Source organism: Rhizobium sp. R635 (assembly GCF_002211285.1).
In the GTDB taxonomy this organism is placed as follows: Bacteria; Pseudomonadota; Alphaproteobacteria; order Rhizobiales; family Rhizobiaceae; genus Rhizobium.
Map to the genome: position 1 here is coordinate 17,795 of NZ_LOKX01000018.1, position 17,282 is coordinate 35,076.

19 protein-coding genes are annotated in these 17,282 nt (G+C 63.4%); 13 read left to right on the top strand and 6 right to left on the bottom strand.

Annotation, left to right across the window (positions count from 1 at the left end; genetic code table 11):
* The first annotated feature begins 14 nt into the window (after positions 1-14).
* The 7 genes from purE to ATY78_RS15200 all read left to right on the top strand — a co-directional run bounded on the left by purE (position 15) and on the right by ATY78_RS15200 (position 6,626).
* Positions 15-509, top strand: coding sequence for a 5-(carboxyamino)imidazole ribonucleotide mutase (gene purE, locus ATY78_RS15170; protein WP_088683145.1), 495 nt, complete (start codon positions 15-17; stop codon positions 507-509).
* On the top strand, positions 506-1,582 hold the full coding sequence (locus tag ATY78_RS15175) for a 5-(carboxyamino)imidazole ribonucleotide synthase (protein ID WP_088683146.1): 1,077 nt from the start codon (positions 506-508) through the stop codon (positions 1,580-1,582). Before purE ends, ATY78_RS15175 begins: the two co-directional genes overlap by 4 nt.
* 140 nt (positions 1,583-1,722) lie before the next feature.
* Positions 1,723-1,848, top strand: coding sequence for a type B 50S ribosomal protein L36 (gene ykgO, locus ATY78_RS15180; RefSeq protein WP_003582204.1), 126 nt, complete (start codon positions 1,723-1,725; stop codon positions 1,846-1,848).
* 111 nt (positions 1,849-1,959) lie between these two features.
* Positions 1,960-2,574, top strand: coding sequence for a tetratricopeptide repeat protein (locus ATY78_RS15185; RefSeq protein ID WP_088683147.1), 615 nt, complete (start codon positions 1,960-1,962; stop codon positions 2,572-2,574).
* Between the two features lie 68 nt (positions 2,575-2,642).
* Positions 2,643-3,698, top strand: coding sequence for an alpha/beta hydrolase (locus tag ATY78_RS15190; protein ID WP_088683148.1), 1,056 nt, complete (start codon positions 2,643-2,645; stop codon positions 3,696-3,698).
* Positions 3,699-3,801: 103 nt separating this feature from the next.
* The gene (ggt, locus tag ATY78_RS15195; RefSeq protein ID WP_088683149.1) at positions 3,802-5,538 is read left to right on the top strand and encodes a gamma-glutamyltransferase; all 1,737 of its coding nucleotides are present in this window, start codon (positions 3,802-3,804) and stop codon (positions 5,536-5,538) included.
* Positions 5,539-5,651: 113 nt separating this feature from the next.
* Positions 5,652-6,626, top strand: a complete 975-nt coding sequence (locus ATY78_RS15200) for a threonine/serine dehydratase (protein ID WP_088683150.1) — start codon at positions 5,652-5,654, stop codon at positions 6,624-6,626.
* 107 nt (positions 6,627-6,733) lie between these two features.
* On the opposite strand, the gene ATY78_RS15205 is transcribed toward ATY78_RS15200, so the two are convergent.
* A complete protein-coding gene (locus ATY78_RS15205; protein ID WP_088683151.1) occupies positions 6,734-7,621 on the bottom strand; it encodes a LysR substrate-binding domain-containing protein in 888 nt (295 codons plus the stop codon).
* Between the two features lie 116 nt (positions 7,622-7,737).
* Here ATY78_RS15205 and ATY78_RS15210 point away from each other — a divergent pair, with 116 nt between their 5' ends.
* Genes ATY78_RS15210 through ATY78_RS15220 form a run of 3 tightly spaced genes read left to right on the top strand, consistent with a single transcriptional unit; the run spans position 7,738 to position 9,106 of the window.
* A complete protein-coding gene (locus ATY78_RS15210; RefSeq protein WP_088683152.1) occupies positions 7,738-8,157 on the top strand; it encodes a tautomerase family protein in 420 nt (139 codons plus the stop codon).
* Positions 8,154-8,555, top strand: a complete 402-nt coding sequence (locus ATY78_RS15215; protein WP_088683153.1) for a cupin domain-containing protein — start codon at positions 8,154-8,156, stop codon at positions 8,553-8,555. Before ATY78_RS15210 ends, ATY78_RS15215 begins: the two co-directional genes overlap by 4 nt.
* Entirely contained in the window at positions 8,552-9,106 is a 555-nt protein-coding gene (locus ATY78_RS15220) for a DUF4865 family protein (RefSeq protein ID WP_088683154.1), read from the top strand. The genes ATY78_RS15215 and ATY78_RS15220 overlap by 4 nt, the downstream gene beginning before the upstream one ends.
* A 2-nt stretch (positions 9,107-9,108) precedes the next feature.
* Here ATY78_RS15220 and ATY78_RS15225 read toward each other — a convergent pair whose 3' ends face one another.
* From ATY78_RS15225 to ATY78_RS15235, 3 genes are all read right to left on the bottom strand, one after another.
* A complete protein-coding gene (locus ATY78_RS15225) occupies positions 9,109-9,744 on the bottom strand; it encodes a LysE family translocator (protein ID WP_088683155.1) in 636 nt (211 codons plus the stop codon).
* A 121-nt stretch (positions 9,745-9,865) separates the two neighbouring features.
* Positions 9,866-11,305, bottom strand: a complete 1,440-nt coding sequence (gene pyk, locus ATY78_RS15230; RefSeq protein ID WP_088683156.1) for a pyruvate kinase — start codon at positions 11,303-11,305, stop codon at positions 9,866-9,868.
* On the bottom strand, positions 11,305-11,790 hold the full coding sequence (locus tag ATY78_RS15235; RefSeq protein WP_088683157.1) for a DUF1036 domain-containing protein: 486 nt from the start codon (positions 11,788-11,790) through the stop codon (positions 11,305-11,307). Before ATY78_RS15235 ends, pyk begins: the two co-directional genes overlap by 1 nt.
* A gap of 202 nt (positions 11,791-11,992) precedes the next feature.
* Here ATY78_RS15235 and ATY78_RS15240 point away from each other — a divergent pair, with 202 nt between their 5' ends.
* The 3 genes from ATY78_RS15240 to ATY78_RS15250 all read left to right on the top strand — a co-directional run bounded on the left by ATY78_RS15240 (position 11,993) and on the right by ATY78_RS15250 (position 13,473).
* Positions 11,993-12,781: an N-formylglutamate amidohydrolase gene (locus tag ATY78_RS15240; protein ID WP_088683158.1), complete on the top strand. Its 789-nt coding sequence runs from the start codon at positions 11,993-11,995 to the stop codon at positions 12,779-12,781.
* Between the two features lie 34 nt (positions 12,782-12,815).
* A complete protein-coding gene (locus ATY78_RS15245) occupies positions 12,816-13,121 on the top strand; it encodes a DUF1244 domain-containing protein (protein WP_088683159.1) in 306 nt (101 codons plus the stop codon).
* Positions 13,122-13,209: 88 nt separating this feature from the next.
* On the top strand, positions 13,210-13,473 hold the full coding sequence (locus tag ATY78_RS15250; RefSeq protein WP_003585771.1) for a DUF2312 domain-containing protein: 264 nt from the start codon (positions 13,210-13,212) through the stop codon (positions 13,471-13,473).
* A 159-nt stretch (positions 13,474-13,632) separates the two neighbouring features.
* Here ATY78_RS15250 and ATY78_RS15255 read toward each other — a convergent pair whose 3' ends face one another.
* A complete protein-coding gene (locus ATY78_RS15255) occupies positions 13,633-15,477 on the bottom strand; it encodes a DUF882 domain-containing protein (RefSeq protein ID WP_088683160.1) in 1,845 nt (614 codons plus the stop codon).
* A gap of 178 nt (positions 15,478-15,655) precedes the next feature.
* A complete protein-coding gene (locus ATY78_RS15260; RefSeq protein WP_088683161.1) occupies positions 15,656-17,200 on the bottom strand; it encodes a sigma-54 dependent transcriptional regulator in 1,545 nt (514 codons plus the stop codon).
* Positions 17,201-17,282: the final 82 nt, after the last annotated feature.

A 17,282-nucleotide genomic window follows, 5' to 3' on the forward strand; every position in this document is an offset into this window, starting at 1 on the left:
GGAACGGCCTAGAGATGACAGACAGACCGCCCGTCGCCATTATCATGGGCAGCCAATCGGATTGGGAGACCATGAAGAATGCGGCCGACACGCTGGAAGCCCTAGAGATCCCTTATGATGCGCGCATCATGTCAGCGCACCGCACGCCCGAGCGCATGATGAATTTCGCCAAGGGCGCGCGCGCGGAGGGCTTCAAGGTCATCATCGCCGGCGCCGGCGGCGCGGCACACCTGCCGGGCATGACGGCATCGATGACGCCGCTGCCGGTCTTCGGCGTGCCGGTCCAGTCGAAAACCATGTCCGGCCAGGACAGTCTTCTTTCCATCGTGCAGATGCCGGCCGGCATTCCTGTGGGAACGCTCGCGATCGGCAGGGCGGGCGCGGTCAACGCCGCCCTTCTCGCCGCTGCAGTGCTTGCCCTCTCCGACGAGGAAATCGCCGAGCGTCTCGACGAATGGCGCGAGCGCCAGAGTGCCGCCGTCGCCGAATATCCAATGGACGACCAATGACCATAGCAACGATCGGCATTATCGGCGGCGGCCAGCTCGGCCGCATGCTGGCGATTGCCGCCGCGAGACTGAATTTCCGCACGATCATCCTCGAGCCGCAGGCCGATTGCCCGGCCGCCCAGCTCGCCAACCGGCAGATCGTCGCCGCCTATGACGACCCGGCGGCGCTCGCCGAACTGGCGGAAGCCTGCGATGTCGTCACCTACGAATTCGAGAACGTGCCCGTCGCGGCCGCCGAAGCGCTCTCGGCAAGCATTGCTGTCTATCCGCCTGCGAAAGCGCTGGAAGCCGCCCAGGATCGGCTCGTCGAAAAGCGCTTCCTCAACGGCTGCGGCATATCGACCGCCCGCTTTCATGCGGTCGACAGCCAGGCCGATCTCCAAGCCGCGCTGAAAGATTTCGGCGGCCAGGGTGTCTTGAAGACGCGCCGCCTCGGTTATGACGGCAAGGGTCAGAAGGTTTTTCGCTCGCCGGCCGATAGTTCCGACGGCGCCTATGCCGCTCTCGGCTCCGTGCCGCTGATCCTCGAAAGCTTCGTCGCCTTCGAGCGCGAGGTCTCGATCATCGCCGCGCGCGCTGCCGATGGGACGGTCGTCTGCTTCGATCCTGCCGAGAATGTCCACCGCAACGGCATCCTCCACACCTCGACGGTTCCCGCAACGCTCTCTGCACAAACGGCGGACGCCGCCCGCCAGGCGGCCGAAAAGATCCTTGCCGCCTTGAACTATGTCGGCGTCATCGGCATCGAATTCTTCGTGCTCGCCGATGGCGGCCTGATCGCCAACGAGATGGCCCCGCGCGTGCACAATTCCGGCCACTGGACGGAAGCCGCCTGCGTCGTCAGCCAGTTCGAGCAGCATATCCGCGCCGTCGCCGGCCTGCCGCTCGGCAATGCCGACCGCCATTCCGACTGCGTCATGCAGAACCTGATCGGCGACGATATCCTTGCCGTTCCCGACTGGCTGCGCCGCCCCGATACGCTGGTTCATCTCTACGGAAAGACGGAGTGGCGCACCGGCCGCAAGATGGGGCATGTCACCACCTTGACGCCTAAATCGCCGATTTCCCGGTGAGAAAACGCGGCCAAGTCCCGGGAAAAACACCGTCACGCGGTTGACATGGTGGAGGTGACGGGGTATCTGCTCCCCCACCTAAGAGCGCGCCCCGACGGCGCGCTTTTCATTGTTAAAGATCAACATCGCGGATCACAAAAATGAAGATCAAGAATTCGCTCAAGTCGCTCAAGGCGCGTCACCGTGACAACCGTCTGGTTCGCCGCAAGGGCCGCATCTACATCATCAACAAGCTGAACCCGCGTTACAAGGCTCGCCAGGGCTGAGTTCGCGCGTCCGGATCGCCTTGCCGCGCAAACCGCGCCTGCAACCATATCCGGTGGGTCGCTACGGTGATCACGTCAAATTTGTTTGATCTTCGGCGTTGGCGGACTAATATGTCCGCCATGCGCTTTTTTGCTTTGACATCAGCGGCGCTGCCGCTCGCCCTCATTCTGCTCACCTCCGTCTTTCCGGCCGCAGCCGCGGAAAAGGACGTCATTGTCGAGCAGACGAATGTCAACAGCTCGCCGAAACAACGCCTCGACCAGCTCTTCAGCCAGCTGAAGCGCGAACGCGACCCTGAAAAGGCCAGCGGCATCGCCAACGAGATCCGTCTGGAATGGAGCGATTCCGGCAGCGCCACCATCAATCTCTTGATGCAGTGGGCCGACAAGGCGATCGAGGAAAAACGCAATCCCGCCGCCCTCGATTTCCTCGACGAGGCGATTGCGCTGAAGCCCGATTACGCCGAGAGCTGGAATCGCCGCGCCACGCTGAATTACGCCATGGGTAACTATCGCAAGTCGATGTCCGACATCGAGCGGGTCTTGGATCTCGAGCCTCGCCATTTCGGAGCGCTCGCCGGCCTCGCGGCGATTCTCAGCAATGCCGGCAACGACCAGCTGGCATTGAAGGCCTGGCAGCAATTCCTCAATGTCTATCCCGCCGAACGCACGGCGCAGGAACAGGTCAACACGCTGTCAGAAAAACTCGCCGGCAACCGCACCTGATTCCGGCTCACCGCGCTTGACCTCGGGTCGGGCCGCGCAGGTACCACCGTTGCTCATCCGTTAAGATCATGCTTGCAGAAATTTCCGCTCTTCTCGCCCCGCTCGCCGCCGCCATCGGCTACTCCTCCTACAAGGCGCGGCAATTCGAACAGACCTATCCCAACATCGGCGAGTTGACTGATGTCGGCGGCTTCCGCATGAATGCTCTCCACATCAAACGCCCTGAAAATGCGGATCTGCCGGCGCTGGTCTTCATTCATGGCGCGAGCGGCAATCTGCTCGATCAAGCCGGCGCCTTCCGCGCCGCACTCGAAGGACGGGCGGAAATGCTCTTCGTCGATCGCCCCGGCCATGGCTATTCCGAGCGTGGCGGGCCGGAAAACGCAATTCCTTCCGGCCAGGCCGATGCGATCGCCACGCTGATGGAGAAGCGAGGGATTGAGAGGGCGATCATCGTCGGCCATTCCTTCGGCGGCGCGATCGCCGCCGCCTTCGGCGTGCGCCACCCGGAGAAGACGGCCGGGCTGCTCTTCCTCGCACCCGCCACCCATCCCTGGCCGGGCGGCATCGACTGGTATTATCACGTCGCGACGGCGCCACTCGTCGGCTGGCTCTTCAACCACGTAGTCGTCGTGCCGCTCGGGCTCAGCCGCGTGGAGCGCGGCACGCTGAACGTCTTCCGCCCCAATTCGCGGCCATCCGATTACATCGAGAAAACCGGTCCCTCGCTGGTGCTGAGGCCGCGGACCTTCCGCAACAATGCCGTCGACTTCAAAAGGCTGCTCGCTTACGTGAAGGAGCAGTCGCCGCTTTATTCGCGTATCACCGCTCCGACCGTCATCATAACAGGCGACAAGGACGAGATCGTCTGGGAACACCTGCATTCGCGCGGCCTTGCCCGCGACATAGAAGGCTCCGAACTCGTCACCATCAGCGGCGTCGGCCATAAGCCGGATTATCTCGCCACCGATGTCGCCATCGCCGCCATGGAAAAGATCGCCGGCGCGTCGCGCGACCTCCAGGCTGCCGCCCGCCGGGCCGAGGAAAGGCTCGCCTCCTCTCTCGGCGATCAAACGATCGCAATCCAGCCGCCGCTGATGCCGGGCGCCCTGCACGGCATTTGATCCTTCCGGCTGCACCCTCCTCACACAAAGCCAATTTCCCGCATTGCCGCGAGCCGCGGCAGCCCCATATGTCTTTGCGGTATTGTCCATAGGAGGGGAAATCATGGGCCGTCTGCATATCGGGGCGATCTCCGTCTTTACAGCACTGTCGCTGAGCCTGACCACGGCTTTCGCCGCGTCACCGGCGCCGGTTGAAGCCGAGCACGGCATGGTCGTCACCGCCCAGCATCTGGCGACCGATGTCGGCGTCGAGGTGCTGAAGAGCGGCGGCAATGCCGTCGATGCTGCGGTTGCCGTCGGTTATGCGCTGGCGGTGGTCTATCCCTCGGCCGGCAATCTCGGCGGTGGCGGCTTCATGACCATCCGGCTGAAAGACGGCACGAAGACCTTCCTCGATTTCCGCGAACGCGCGCCGCTCGCCGCGACGAAGACCATGTATCTCGATGCCAAGGGCGATATCGTGCCCCGCGCCAGCCTCGACGGCTATCTCGCCATCGGCGTTCCCGGCTCCGTCATGGGCCTGGAGACCGCGCGCGAGAAATACGGCACCCGGCCCCGCGAGGATCTGATCGCGCCGGCGCTCCGCTTCGCCAGGGAAGGTTTCACGCTGGAACAGGGTGACGCGGCAATTCTCGCCGGCAGCGCCAAGCGCCTCGCCAAGGATGAAACGGCCGCAAAGATCTTCCTGAAACCGGACGGCAAGCCCTATGCTTCGGGCGAAAAACTGCAGCAGCCGGATCTCGCCGCTGTGCTCGCGGCCATTTCCGAAAAAGGCCCCGACGCCTTCTATAAGGCCGCGCCCGCCGAGGCGATCGTCAAGGCGAGCCAGGCCAAGGGCGGCATCCTCGCCAAGGAGGATTTCGAACAATATGCCGTACGCGAATTGAAGCCGATCGAGTGCAACTATCGCGGCTACGACATCATCTCCTCGCCGCCGCCCTCCTCCGGCGGCGTCATCATCTGCGAAATCCTCAATGTTCTGGAGGGATACCCGCTCTCCTATCTCGGCTACAACTCGGCCGAAACGGTCCACGTGATGACCGAGGCGATGCGCTACGCCTATGTCGACCGAAACGCGGCGCTCGGCGACCCCGATTTCGTCGAGAACCCGGTCGAAAAGCTTTTGGACAAGACCTATGCCAAGGAGATTGCCGCGAAGATCGATCCCTACAAGGCCGGCGTGTCCGCGAACCTGAAACCGCTCGGCGGCAAGGAAAGCACCGAGACGACGCATTATTCGATCATCGACGATGAGGGAAATGCGGTTGCCGTCACCTATACACTGAACGGCTCCTTCGGCGCTGCCGTCGTGGCGCCCGGCACCGGCGTGCTCCTCAACAACGAGATGGACGACTTCACCTCCAAACCCGGCGTGCCGAACCTCTACGGCCTCGTGCAGGGCGAGGCGAACGCCATCGCGCCGAAGAAGACGCCGCTCTCCTCGATGAGCCCGACGATCGTCACCCGCGACGGCAAACCCTTCATGGTGATCGGCAGCCCCGGCGGCTCGCGCATCATCACCATCACGCTGGAGGCGATCCTCAATGTCGTCGATTTCGGCATGGATATCAGCCAGGCGGTCAACGCCCCGCGCTTCCACCACCAATGGCAGCCCGACAAGATTTATCTCGAACCCTATGCGCTTTCGCCGGATACGGAAAAGGCGCTCGCCGCCATGGGCTACAGCTTCGACGGCGGCAATGACGGGCCGGTCTGGGGCCAGGCCGCCGGCATCCTCGTCGGCGGCAAAAGCCTCGCGGCCATCGAAAAGGGGGGCGGCGCCCGCTACAACGGCGCCATGGACAGCCGCGCGGTGGAAGGCTCGGCCAACGGCTATTGATGGCCGGCGGCAGGCGCGATGTTCCATTCATGTCACGGTGACAAAGTCGCCGTTCACAAACCGTCTGCCGCATCCTATGCATGAGCGTAGCCCGCAAGCAGGACGATTTCCGAATGGCCAGCATTGAAATGATTGTCGCCGCCCGCGCCCGTCTGCGCGGCCATATCAGACGCACGCCGCTTCTCTCCTCCCCCTTCCTGAACGAGATCGCCGGCCGGCGCCTGTTCGTCAAGGCGGAATGCCTCCAGCATACCGGCTCGTTCAAGTTCCGCGGTGGCTGGTCTGCCGTCTCCGGCCTCGATCCGTCTGTGCGTGCAAACGGCGTCATCGCCTTCTCCTCCGGCAACCATGCCCAGGGCGTCGCCCTTGCCGCCAAGCTGCACGGCGTACCCTCCGTCATCATCATGCCGAGCGATGCGCCGAAGCTGAAGATCGACAATACCCGCGCCTTCGGCGCGGACGTCGTGCTCTATGACCGCGCCAATGAGGATCGCGACGAGATCGGCGCGAAGCTCTCGGCCGAGCGCGGCCTGACGTTGATCAAGCCTTTCGACGAGCCGTTTGTGATCGCCGGCCAAGGCACGACCGGCCTCGAAATCTCCGAGCAGGCTGCAGATGAAGGCATCGCATCAGCCGAAGTCCTCGTTCCCTGCGGCGGCGGCGGCTTGACATCCGGTATCGCGCTCGCCCTCGAAGCCAGCGCTCCGGGCTTTCGCGTGCGTCCCTGCGAGCCCGAGAATTTCGACGACACCACCCGTTCGCTCGCCTCCGGCAGGATCGAACGCAATGCTTCGATGTCGGGTTCGATCTGCGATGCGATCGTCACGCCGCAGCCCGGCAACATCACCTTCCCTATCCTCAAGCGCCTCGTCGGCGCCGGCATCGTCGTCACCGACGAGGAGGCATTGCGCGCCATGGCGCTCGCCTTCGTCAGGCTGAAAATCGTCGTCGAGCCCGGCGGCGCAGTAGCGCTCGCCGCCGCCCTCTTCCACGGCGACGCACTGGAAAGCGACACGGTCGTCGCCGTCACCTCAGGCGGCAACGTCGATTCCCATATCTTCGCCATGGCGCTCGAACGCTTCGGCTGAGACCTGGGTCGGCGCGGCCTTGGGAAGGCCGAGACGAAGCCGACAACATGATCTTCCTGTTGTTCGCGGCCAGTGCACGCGCCGGAGCGGTCAACAGTGATATCAGCTTACGCGCGCAGGGTGTCATGCACGGACTGAAGCACGAGTTCGGCAAGCCGCGCTCCCGCCGGCTGCAATTCGGCTTCCGCCCGGTGCAGGACCAGGCCGAGCTTCGGCAACTCAGGCAGGCCGATCGCCTCGGGCTCGAGTGCGCGGACCTTCGCCGGCAGGCCTACCGGGGTACGGATGGTCAGACCGAGACCTGCCGCTGTCGCGGCCCAGAGGCCGCCGAGACTGGGGCTGACGAAGGCGAGCCGCCAGGAGATGCCCGCCTCATCGAGTGCCCGCGTCGCCGCCGTTCGCAGCAGGCAAGGCGCTTCCAGCGAGGCGAGCGGCATCGGTTCGCCGCTTACCGCATGCCAGCCGGGTAATCCCTCGGCAGGGCCGATCCAGCGCATCGGCGCCTCGCCGATCACCTCGCAATGCGCCGTCAGCGTGCCGTCGCTCCACGCGAGCGCCAGATCGAGTTTGCCCGACGTCACGCGCTCCAGCAATTCGGCGTTGCGCACCACCCGCGCCTCGATACGCACCTTCGGGTGAGCCCGGGCGAAACGGCCAAGCACCTCGGGCAACAGGGTTTCTCCGAAATCCTCCTGCAGGCCGAGCCGCACCCAGCCTTCCAGTTCGACGCTGTGGACAGCCGCCGCCGCCTCGTCGTTGAGTTCCAGCAATCGCCTGGCATAACCGAGCATCGTCTCGCCGGCATCGGTCAGCGCCAGCCCGCGCCCCGCCTTGCGGAAGATCGGCGTGCCCGCCTGCTCCTCCAGCTTCTTCAACTGCGCGCTGACGGCCGAGGTCGAACGCCCGAGCTTTTCCGCCGCCTTGGCAAAATTGCCGAGCTCCATACCGGTCGAAAAAGTCCGAAGCACATCGAGATCGAAGATCGTCCGCCGCATCCCATAGTCCTTATTTTCGGGATCGTTAGTCCATAAAATTCTGGTTTTCAGCATCATCCTGTGCTGCGATGATGCTGTTGTCAAGGCCGCCGGACGGTCCAACCATGGAGATCCCAATGCCCTTCGTTCGCATCTCTCTTCGCAAAGGCAAATCTGAAGATTATCTCGCAACGCTTGCCGACACCATCCAGCGCGCCCTCGTCGAGACCTTCGACGTGCCCGCAAACGATCGCTTCCAGGCCATCCACCAGCACGATGAGAACGAGTTGATCTTCGACCGCAGCTATCTCGCCGGCCCGCGCTCCGACGATTTCGTCTACATCTCCATCACCATAGGCAGGCCACGCTCCGCGGAGATGAAAGCGGCACTCTATCGCCGCCTCGCCGATCTCCTGGCGCAGTCGCCGGGCCTTCGGCCCGAGGACCTGATGATCGTCATCAGCACCAGCGCGCCCGAGGACTGGTCCTTCGGCGCCGGCATCGCCCAGATGACCGATCCCGACTGGCGGCTGCGGGCGCTCGGAGGCCGGCAATGAGCGCTTCGAACCCAAAAACGATGACCGTCAGGCGACCGGGCAAGGTGGTTCGCTCGCCGGAGGACGTAGCCACCGCCCCCTTCTGGGTAGAGATGCTGCTCGACGGCGCCGACGGCGAGAACACTGCGATGCGCGCCACGCTCGATCCCGGCACCATCACCCGCTGGCACACCCACCCGCAGGGCCAGTTGCTCTATGTGCTTTCGGGACAGGGGCTGGCGCAGAACGAGAGTGGCGCGGTCGAAGAACTGCGTGCTGGCGACGCGATCTGGTTTGCACCCGGCGAGCGCCACTGGCATGGCGCGACCGATGATAGCCCCTTCAGCTATATCAGCATCCAGCCGAGCGAAAACGGCAGCGTTGTCGAATGGCTGGATCATGTGGAGAGACGCTCATGATCGCCATGCAATACGGCTTCACCCTGCCCGCCGATTACGACATGTCGATCATCGACCGCCGCATCCGCGACAAGGGACCGCTGCTCGACGGCTTCCCCAATCTCGGCTTCAAGGCCTACCTCAGCGCCCGCAAAGGCGACTTCGGCAGCCGCGACAATCTCTATGCACCCTTCTATCTCTGGCAGAAGCCGGAAGGGGCAAGCGACTTCCTCTGCGGCCCGGGTTTCCAAGCGCTCACCGGCGCCTTCGGCTGGCCGCGGGTGAACACTTGGATCGTATGGCAGGCAGCCATCTCGCCCGAGATCGCCGCGGCCGCCTTTGCGACCCGCGACATCCTGCAGACGGAACCCTATGCGCCGCTCGCCGATCTCCGCCGGGCGGAAAGCGCAGAGGCCGAAGCCGATCTGGCAGCAGGCGTGCTTGCTTCCGTCTCCGGCTTCGAACCGACGACATGGACACGCGTTCGCTTTAGATTATGGAAAGACATGCCTGAGATCGGCCGCCACACGCAGGCCTATCGCGTCGGCCACCTATCCCTCGCCCAGCCCTGATCTCAGGTCGTTGCCCGGCGGTAAAAGGCAAGCGATCCCGCAAGAGCCAGCAGCGCCCCGCCGCAGGCCCGCTCCAGCCACATGGCGCCCGACGTCTTCAGGAAACGCACCGCCTGCGAGCCAAAGAAGGCGTAGCCGAACATGATGATGAAATCGAGCGCGGCAAAGACGAGTGCGAGCAGCGCGTATTGCGCCGCCTGCGGCTCGCTCGGGTTAATGAACTGCGGCAGGAAGGCCGAGAAGAACAGATAGCCTTTCGGATTGGTCGCCGCGACCATGAAGCTCTTCAGCCCGATCGAAAAAGCCGACTTCGCGCCCGCCGCCTCGCCCGATTTCAGCGCCGCATCGATCGTGCCCTTCGAGCGCAGCAGCATGATGCCGAGAAAGGCGAGATAGGCTGCACCCGCCCATTTCAGCATCGAGAACCAGAATTCCGATGCCGCAAGCAGCGCACCGAGCCCAACCGCCACGGCGCCGATCAGCACGAAATCGGAGAGCACCGCGCCGATCATGCCGGAGACCGCGCGGCGCAGGCCATGCCGTGAACCGTTGGTCAGCGCCAGCAGCACCGTTGGTCCCGGCGTCGCGATGCCGACGAAGGAAACCGCTGCAAATGCGATAAGCGTGACGACGTCCATGATGATCCCTCCAAACCCGGATCGAGACTTGCACGCGCCGAAACCCTTGGCAATGCCGATCCCGCCAAGAAAAAGCCCGCCGCCTCTTCAGGCAGCGGGCTCGATCAAGGATGCGGTCGGATCAGACGCCGCTCTGACCGTCGGAGCCGATATAGGCGATGCGGATCATGTTGGTGGCGCCGGGTGTGCCGAGCGGCACGCCGGCCGAAATGATGATGCGGTCGCCCGGCTTGCCGAAGCCTTCGTCCGCGACGATGCGGCAGGCGCGGTTGACCATGTCGTCGAGATCGGTCGCGTCATGAGTGACGACGCAATGCAGGCCCCAGACGATGGCAAGGCGGCGAGCGGTCTTGATGATCGGCGACAGCGCCAGGATCGGCACCTGCGGACGCTCGCGCGAGGCGCGAAGGCCTGTGGTGCCCGACGAGGTGTAACAGACGATCGCCGACAGCTTCAGCGTCTCGGCGATCTGGCGGGCGGCGAGCGAGATCGCATCGGCGCCGGTCGCTTCCGGCTGGGCGCGCTGGGCGTAGATGATCCCGGGATAATGCGGCTCGCGCTCGATGGCGCTGGCGATCGACGCCATGGTCGAAACGGCTTCGACCGGGTAATCGCCAGAGGCCGATTCGGCCGAGAGCATGACGGCATCGGCGCCTTCGAAGACGGCGGTCGCGACGTCGGAAACTTCGGCGCGCGTCGGCACCGGCGCGGAGATCATCGATTCCAGCATCTGTGTGGCGACGACCACCGGCTTGCCGGAACGGCGGCAGGCGCGGATCAGCTGCTTCTGGATGCCCGGAACCGATTCGAGCGGCATTTCGACGCCCAGATCGCCGCGGGCGACCATCAGGGCGTCGGAGAGCTCGATGATTTCCTCGATGCGCTCGATAGCCTGCGGCTTTTCGATTTTCGACATCAGGCCGACGCGGCCGCGGGCGATCTTGCGCACTTCGGCAAGGTCGTCGGGCCGCTGGACGAAGGAAAGCGCCACCCAGTCGACATCATCGGTGGCAAGCACGGCGTCGAGGTCGGCGCGGTCCTTGTCCGTTAGCACGCCGACGCCGAGCAGTGTATCGGGAAGGCTGACGCCCTTGCGGTCGGAAATGCGCGTGCCCGAAATCACCGTCGTGACGATGCTCTTGCCGTCGCACTTTTCGGCGCGCAGAGCGAGCTTGCCGTCGTCGATCAGCAGGCGATGGCCGGGCTGCACCGATTCCAGGATCTCCGGATGCGGCAGATAGACGCGCGTGGCGTCGCCGAGCGCTTCATTGTTGTCGAGCGTGAAGGTCTGGCCGGGTTTCAGGTCGACCTTGCTGTCGACGAACTTGCCGACGCGCAGTTTCGGTCCCTGCAGGTCGGCGAGAATGCCGATCGGCCGGCCGGAACGCGCTTCCACCGTGCGGATGCGCTGGACGAGCGTGCGCATCAGATCGTGGCTCGCATGGCTCATATTGATGCGGAAGACGTCGGCACCGGCCTGGTGCAGCTTCTCGATCATCGATTCCTCGGCGGAGGCGGGCCCGAGGGTGGCGAGGATTTTAATTTTGCGATTACGCTTCATCAATTCTGGCTTTCTTGCGTCCCTGGGGTGTCGGAGAGTTGAACCATCCAGCTGCCCTGGCGGCCCGTGTCGTATTCCTTGAATCCCATCTTCTGATAACCCCGGGCATAACAATCCTGCACACCCGTGATCTTGAATTCGTTTTCCGCCACGCACATCTGCACGTCACCCGTCCATCGTCCTCCCCGGGCGGCGTCCTCTGCGTAAAGGTAATAATAGCGCGACTGCAACTCTCCCTCGATCAGCGTGGCGCAGGTCGTTGCCGGCACCTGCCACCAGCCTTCCGTGATCCAGCCGTCCTTGGCCCGGTAGCCGATGGCCACGCCGACGAGATTCTGCGTTCCGTTGCAGACACGGAAATCCGCGCGTGCGGCATCTGCGATGAAGAACGGCATGGCGGCTGCAAGAGCGAACAATGCGAGACGGACCAGCGGCCCGGACCGCGTGAGGAAACTTGGCGCGGCTTGGATCAACACGGCTCCCAAATAGCTCCACGGTTATTCGTTGTCCGTGTCTTCTTGCGCCGCCATCATGCGAAAGTCAACGCAATGCTAATCGATTATATTTCCTTTCATAAGCTGTTCATCGAGGTTCATATCCGCCCGTCCCCGCCTGCTGCGCTTGAACCGGTCGCAGGCACATGCGATCACTGAGCCCGACTGCGCAATGACGAACGGCAATTCCTTCATGGACGACTTCCAATCCTTCGAAATCCTACCCGGAAAACATGACAAAGGCATGGTGATCCTCGCGGACCACGCGATGAACCGCCTTCCCGCCCGATATGAGAGGCTCGGACTGCCCGAGTCTGCCTTTGCCCGCCACATCGCCTATGACATCGGCATCGAGGGCCTGACGCGGCAGCTTTCGGCAAGGCTCGGCGTGCCCGCCGTTCTCGGCGGCTTCTCGCGCCTGCTGATCGACCCGAACCGCGGCGAGGACGATCCGACGCTGATCATGAAAATATCGGACGGCGCCGTCATATCGGGCAATCATCCGATCGCGCAGGAAGAATGGGACTACCGCATCGAAACCTTCCATCGCCCCTATCACGCCGCGGTGGCCGAAACGATAAACGCCGTGGAGAACGCCACCGGCAAAGCGCCGCTGGTGCTGTCGCTGCATTCCTATACGCCCGCCTGGAAAGGCATTCCGCGCCCCTGGCAGGCCGCGGTCCTCTGGGACAGCGACCGCCGCGCCGTCGGCCCGCTGCTCGACATGCTGCGCGCCGATCCCGATCTCGTCGTCGGCGACAACGAACCCTATGACGGCGCGCTCAAGGGCGATACCATGTACCGCCACTGCATGGTGACCGGCATTCCTCACGCGCTGCTTGAGGTGCGCCAGGACCTGATCGCGGACGAGGCCGGCATATCGGCATGGGCCGAGCGCCTTGCGCCGATCTTTGCGGCAATGAATGCCGATCCCGCCATGCACGAATACGATGTCCACGTCTCGCGCACCGGTCCTTATTGAACGATAGGCCCCCATTGACGGAAAGGAGAGCGAGATGACCACGCTCAGCAAGGAACAGCAGACCGAATTCGAGGCCGCCGCCTTCCGCCGCCTCGTCGCGCATCTTCGCGAACGCAGCGACGTCCAGAATATCGATCTGATGAATCTGGCCGGCTTCTGCCGCAACTGCCTGTCGAACTGGTATCGCGAAGCCGCCGAGGCCGAAGGCGTCGCGGTCACCAGGGACGAATCACGCGAGATCGTCTATGGCATGCCTTACGAGGATTGGAAGAAACTCCACCAGAACGAGGCCTCGCCTGTGCAAAAGGCTGCTTTTGAACTGAACAACCCGCACAAATAGCTCGGGCGGCCGCGAACAGGCTTGACCGTGACGCCGCTTTCGCGGCAGTCACTGGCATCCAAAATCGATCACCAATCAGGAGAACACGATGTCTGATGCTCATGGCGTCGCCCGCGACCAGCTTCGCGCTTTCATCGAGCGCATTGAACGGCTGGAAGAAGAAAAGAAGACCATCGCCGACGACATCAAGGACGTCTACGGCGAAGCCAAGGGAATGGGCTTCGACACCAAGATCCTGAAGAAGGTCGTGGCGCTGCGCAAGAAGGACGAGCAGGAACGCATGGAAGAGGAAGCGATCCTCGACACCTACCTGCACGCGCTCGGCATGATCGAGTCTCCGCCGGAAGGCTGATCCTTCGCATCGCCGATCTCGATAAAGCCGTCGGGCCTCCCGGCGGCTTTTCTTTTTGCGCGGGATATTGCTGGCCAAGCACCATTCGGCCGCTCGAACAGCCAAAAGAAAAACCGCCGGATCGCTCCAGCGGTTTGGGTATTTCGACGATCGGCAGGCTCAGTTCGTGTTGAACTTGCGCACTTCCATGAAGTTGACGGCCGTGCCGCTGAAGCGGGCTGGATCGACCGAGGCGGTCTTCACGTTGAAGCCCTCGGCATAGACTGATGTCGGCTGGGCACGCATCGACTGGCTGACGAAGCGCGGCGCCTTGACCTGCTTGGAAGCCATTTCGAGCCGCGCATTGGTCAGCGCCCACTGCGAAATCATCTTCTGCGTCAGCTTCGGCTCGGTTCGAACGGTCGCGCGGCTGGCGTCGGCTGCGGCGGCTTGCTTCTGCGTCGGGCGGCCGCCCTTGGTGGGGAGGCCCGGCGCTACGGCGCCTTCGGCGGCCGGCGCGTCGAAACCGTCGCCGAAGCTTGCCGACTTCGTCACCGGCGCCAATGCGGCAAGCTGCAGCGTCGGCTTTGCGGCAGGCGCCTGTTGCGGCATCGCGGCGGCGATTGCTTGCTCCACGCTCATCTCAGGCTGATGCGAAGCAACGTCGCTTTCGGCAGCCTTGTCGTTCTGCTGCTCCAGCGCCGCTGCGACGGCAGGCGAGAGCGTATCCTGATCGGCCTCGTCGGCCTCTGCTTCCGGATCGGCATCGGCCGCGGCAAGCAGGTTTTCCGCAACGGCCGGCCGTTCGACCGGTGTCGGAACCGGCATTCCGTTCTGCATGTTCGGATCGACCGACGCCACTTCGGCGTCACCAGGCGCGCGGCGCTGGCCGAGAAGCGAGGGAACCGGAATGCTGTAGGCGCTGAGATCGGCGAACTGCTGCGGCTGGGCCTGATCGGTCGGAAGCGCTGCGGCAAGGGCCTGCTGTGCGGCATTACCCGAAGACGGCGCCACCAGCGCACTCGCCATTTCGCTGCCGGCCGGCTGGTTGCTGAATGCCGGGCGAACCTGCGGCACCGGCGCGTTCAGGTCGGCGACTTCAGTCTGCTGCGGCTCGGCAGGAGCAGCGGGCTCGGCCTTCGGCGGCGTCGCCTTGGCGACGGCGGCCGGAGCCGAATCATCCGTATCGTCTTCCTGCTCGTCCGCCCCGCCGCCGAAGAGCGCGGCAAACAGCGTCTTGTGCTTCGGCGCCGATTCGGAAGCGCTGGCGATCTCGATCTGCGTGCCGCTGGCGCGGCGCTTGTAGTCGGCCATTGCCTGCTGGTAGCCCGGCAGCGGCTTGCCATCGGCCGGAATATGGATGGTGTTGCCGTTAGGGAAAAGCCGGACGAGCTCATCGCGGCTCATGCGCGGCCAGGCACGAACACCGCCGACATCCATGTGCACGAAGGGCGAGCCCGACTTCGGATAGAAGCCGACGCCGCCGACCTGCATCTTCATGCCGATGCCGCGCAGCGTCGCGAGCTTGACGTCGGGAATGAAGAAGTCCATCGCCTTGCCGAGCATATGCTGGCTCTTTTCGGCGACGCCGGATTGGCGCGAGCGGCCGCGCAGCATTTCATTGGTCGCCGGCGAGCGGAAGCCGCAGACGACGTTGATATAGTCCCTCGATCCGCTCTGGCGGTAGACTTCCCAGATCAGGTCGAACAGGCGCGGGTCCATCTTCGTCGGCTGGTTCTTGCGCCAGTCGCGCAGGAAGCGGTTCAGCTGCTCCAGACCCTTGGGATCGAACTTGCCGTTGCGCTTATAGGTGATGACGGCCTTTTCACCGGTGTGGATGAAATAGAGCTTGAGGCTGCGGGTTTCGCCCGCTGCCTGGGAAGGCGTACTGACGAATACCGGCGAGGAAACCGCAAGCGCAAGAAGGGCGGCCGCTACCGTCCTCACTGCCTTTCCGCAGATGTCGGCGCACAACGAACGCCAGCTCAAGCGCGAAGGCTTGGAATTCCCATTCAGATTCGGCAACTCGATCCCCGTCAGACAGACAATGTCCCGTACTGTCTCAGATGACTGTCAAATGCGGTCACACGATGGCAAAAATGCCACACATGATCAACCTTTTCTTTACATAGTGAAAGAGCCACTAACAAGTGGTTTATGATCAGTAACAAATCGTGGTTGCCCGAGTCTTAACAAATGGTGCTTAAGCCGCATCTTTCTGGGGATTATCCGGATCTATGCCGTAATCTTTGAGCTTGCGATAAAGTGTGGATCGCCCGATCCCGAGCTTGCGCGCCACTTGACTCATCTGCCCGCGATAGAATTTGAGTGCGAATCGGATGAGTTCCTCCTCGACGTCGGCAAGCTTGCGCACATCGCCTGAGGGGTTGACGCTGGCGATCGCATTGTCGGAAGTCTCCGACAGGCGGTGATGCACATCCCCCGGCGTCGGCGCCCGGTAATCCTCGCCATATGCCTCATCCGGGTCGATCCCGGTGTTGTCGGCAACGAGCGCCAGATGATCCACCACTTCATATTCCGGAAGCTGGGCGGCAATCTGCGGGAAGTCCGCCTCGGTCAGCTCCGGCCCCTCGGCCAGAACGACCGCGCGGAAGATCGCGTTTTCGAGCTGGCGGATATTGCCCGGCCAGTCATAGGCAGTCAGCAGCGCCAGCGCGCCTGAGTTCACTGTCATGCGGCGGCCGTTCTTCTGCTCGCTGGAGAAGCGGTCGGCAAAGACGCGCACCAGATGCGGAATGTCTTCCTTGCGCTTGCGCAGCGCCGGAATGGTGATCGGGAAGACATTGAGGCGGTAATAGAGGTCCTCGCGGAAATGGCCGTTCTTGACCTCTTCGATCAAGTCCTTGTTGGTCGCCGAAATCAGCCGGACATTGACCTTGTGCGCGGTGCGTGCACCAACGGTCTCGATCTCGCCCTGCTGCACGGCGCGCAGCAGCTTCACCTGCACCTCGAGCGGCAGGTCGCCGATTTCATCGAGGAAGATCGTGCCGCCGTCGGCTTCCATGAACTTGCCGATGTGACGTTCGGTCGCGCCGGTGAAAGCGCCCTTTTCATGGCCGAAGAGAATGCTTTCGACCAGGTTGTGCGGGATCGCCCCGCAATTGACGGTGACGAACGGCTTGTTCGAGCGCTCGCCGCCGGACTGTATGGCGCGCGCCACCAGCTCCTTGCCGACGCCGGATTCGCCTTCGAGCACGACGGGGATGTTGGATTGTGCCGCCCGCTGGGCGAGGTCGATGACGCGGATCATCGCCGGGCTTGCCGAAACGATGTCGTCGAAACCGACGGAGCCTGAGCGCGACCGGCGTCCGGCCCGCGCCTTCACCTCACGCTGGTCGAGCTTCATCGCATTCGAAATCGAGGTGGCGATCCGCTCGGGCGAAACCGGCTTGACGACGAAATCGAAGGCGCCGGCGCGCATCGCCTGCACCACGGTCTCGATGCCGCCCTGCCCCGTCTGCACGATGACGGGGATCTGCGTGCCGAATTCGTGAAGCGCGTCGAGAAATTCGAGGCCGGTCATCTCCGGCATCATCAGGTCGAGCACGATGACATTGAAAAGGCCGCTGTCGCGCTTGACCATTTCAAGGCCGATACGGCCGTTTTCCGCCTGGTGCACGACATGGCCGTGACGCTCGATTGCGTTCTTGAGCAGGCGGCGCTGCACCGGGTCGTCTTCGACCACGAGGATTTGCCCTGCTCCCTTGAGCTCATTGTAACCGGTCATTGTCGCTCCACTTCATGCGAAACCCTGGAGCGCACTCTGGCAGAAAGGCTTGAACATCCAGTTTTGAGAAACAATTGCATTT

What these genes read in the sequence shown, in the direction of transcription:
- ATY78_RS15210 (WP_088683152.1), top strand. Translation starts at nt 7,738, where the DNA reads ATGCCCTTCGTTCGCATCTCTCTTCGCAAAGGCAAATCTGAAGATTAT.
- ATY78_RS15175 (WP_088683146.1), top strand. Translation starts at nt 506, where the DNA reads ATGACCATAGCAACGATCGGCATTATCGGCGGCGGCCAGCTCGGCCGC.
- purE (WP_088683145.1), top strand. Translation starts at nt 15, where the DNA reads ATGACAGACAGACCGCCCGTCGCCATTATCATGGGCAGCCAATCGGAT.
- ATY78_RS15220 (WP_088683154.1), top strand. Translation starts at nt 8,552, where the DNA reads ATGATCGCCATGCAATACGGCTTCACCCTGCCCGCCGATTACGACATG.
- ggt (WP_088683149.1), top strand. Translation starts at nt 3,802, where the DNA reads ATGGGCCGTCTGCATATCGGGGCGATCTCCGTCTTTACAGCACTGTCG.
- ATY78_RS15250 (WP_003585771.1), top strand. Translation starts at nt 13,210, where the DNA reads ATGTCTGATGCTCATGGCGTCGCCCGCGACCAGCTTCGCGCTTTCATC.
- ATY78_RS15215 (WP_088683153.1), top strand. Translation starts at nt 8,154, where the DNA reads ATGAGCGCTTCGAACCCAAAAACGATGACCGTCAGGCGACCGGGCAAG.
- pyk (WP_088683156.1), bottom strand. Translation starts at nt 11,305, where the DNA reads ATGAAGCGTAATCGCAAAATTAAAATCCTCGCCACCCTCGGGCCCGCC.
- ATY78_RS15245 (WP_088683159.1), top strand. Translation starts at nt 12,816, where the DNA reads ATGACCACGCTCAGCAAGGAACAGCAGACCGAATTCGAGGCCGCCGCC.
- ykgO (WP_003582204.1), top strand. Translation starts at nt 1,723, where the DNA reads ATGAAGATCAAGAATTCGCTCAAGTCGCTCAAGGCGCGTCACCGTGAC.
- ATY78_RS15200 (WP_088683150.1), top strand. Translation starts at nt 5,652, where the DNA reads ATGGCCAGCATTGAAATGATTGTCGCCGCCCGCGCCCGTCTGCGCGGC.
- ATY78_RS15205 (WP_088683151.1), bottom strand. Translation starts at nt 7,621, where the DNA reads ATGCGGCGGACGATCTTCGATCTCGATGTGCTTCGGACTTTTTCGACC.
- ATY78_RS15185 (WP_088683147.1), top strand. Translation starts at nt 1,960, where the DNA reads ATGTCCGCCATGCGCTTTTTTGCTTTGACATCAGCGGCGCTGCCGCTC.
- ATY78_RS15260 (WP_088683161.1), bottom strand. Translation starts at nt 17,200, where the DNA reads ATGACCGGTTACAATGAGCTCAAGGGAGCAGGGCAAATCCTCGTGGTC.
- ATY78_RS15240 (WP_088683158.1), top strand. Translation starts at nt 11,993, where the DNA reads ATGGACGACTTCCAATCCTTCGAAATCCTACCCGGAAAACATGACAAA.
- ATY78_RS15225 (WP_088683155.1), bottom strand. Translation starts at nt 9,744, where the DNA reads ATGGACGTCGTCACGCTTATCGCATTTGCAGCGGTTTCCTTCGTCGGC.
- ATY78_RS15190 (WP_088683148.1), top strand. Translation starts at nt 2,643, where the DNA reads ATGCTTGCAGAAATTTCCGCTCTTCTCGCCCCGCTCGCCGCCGCCATC.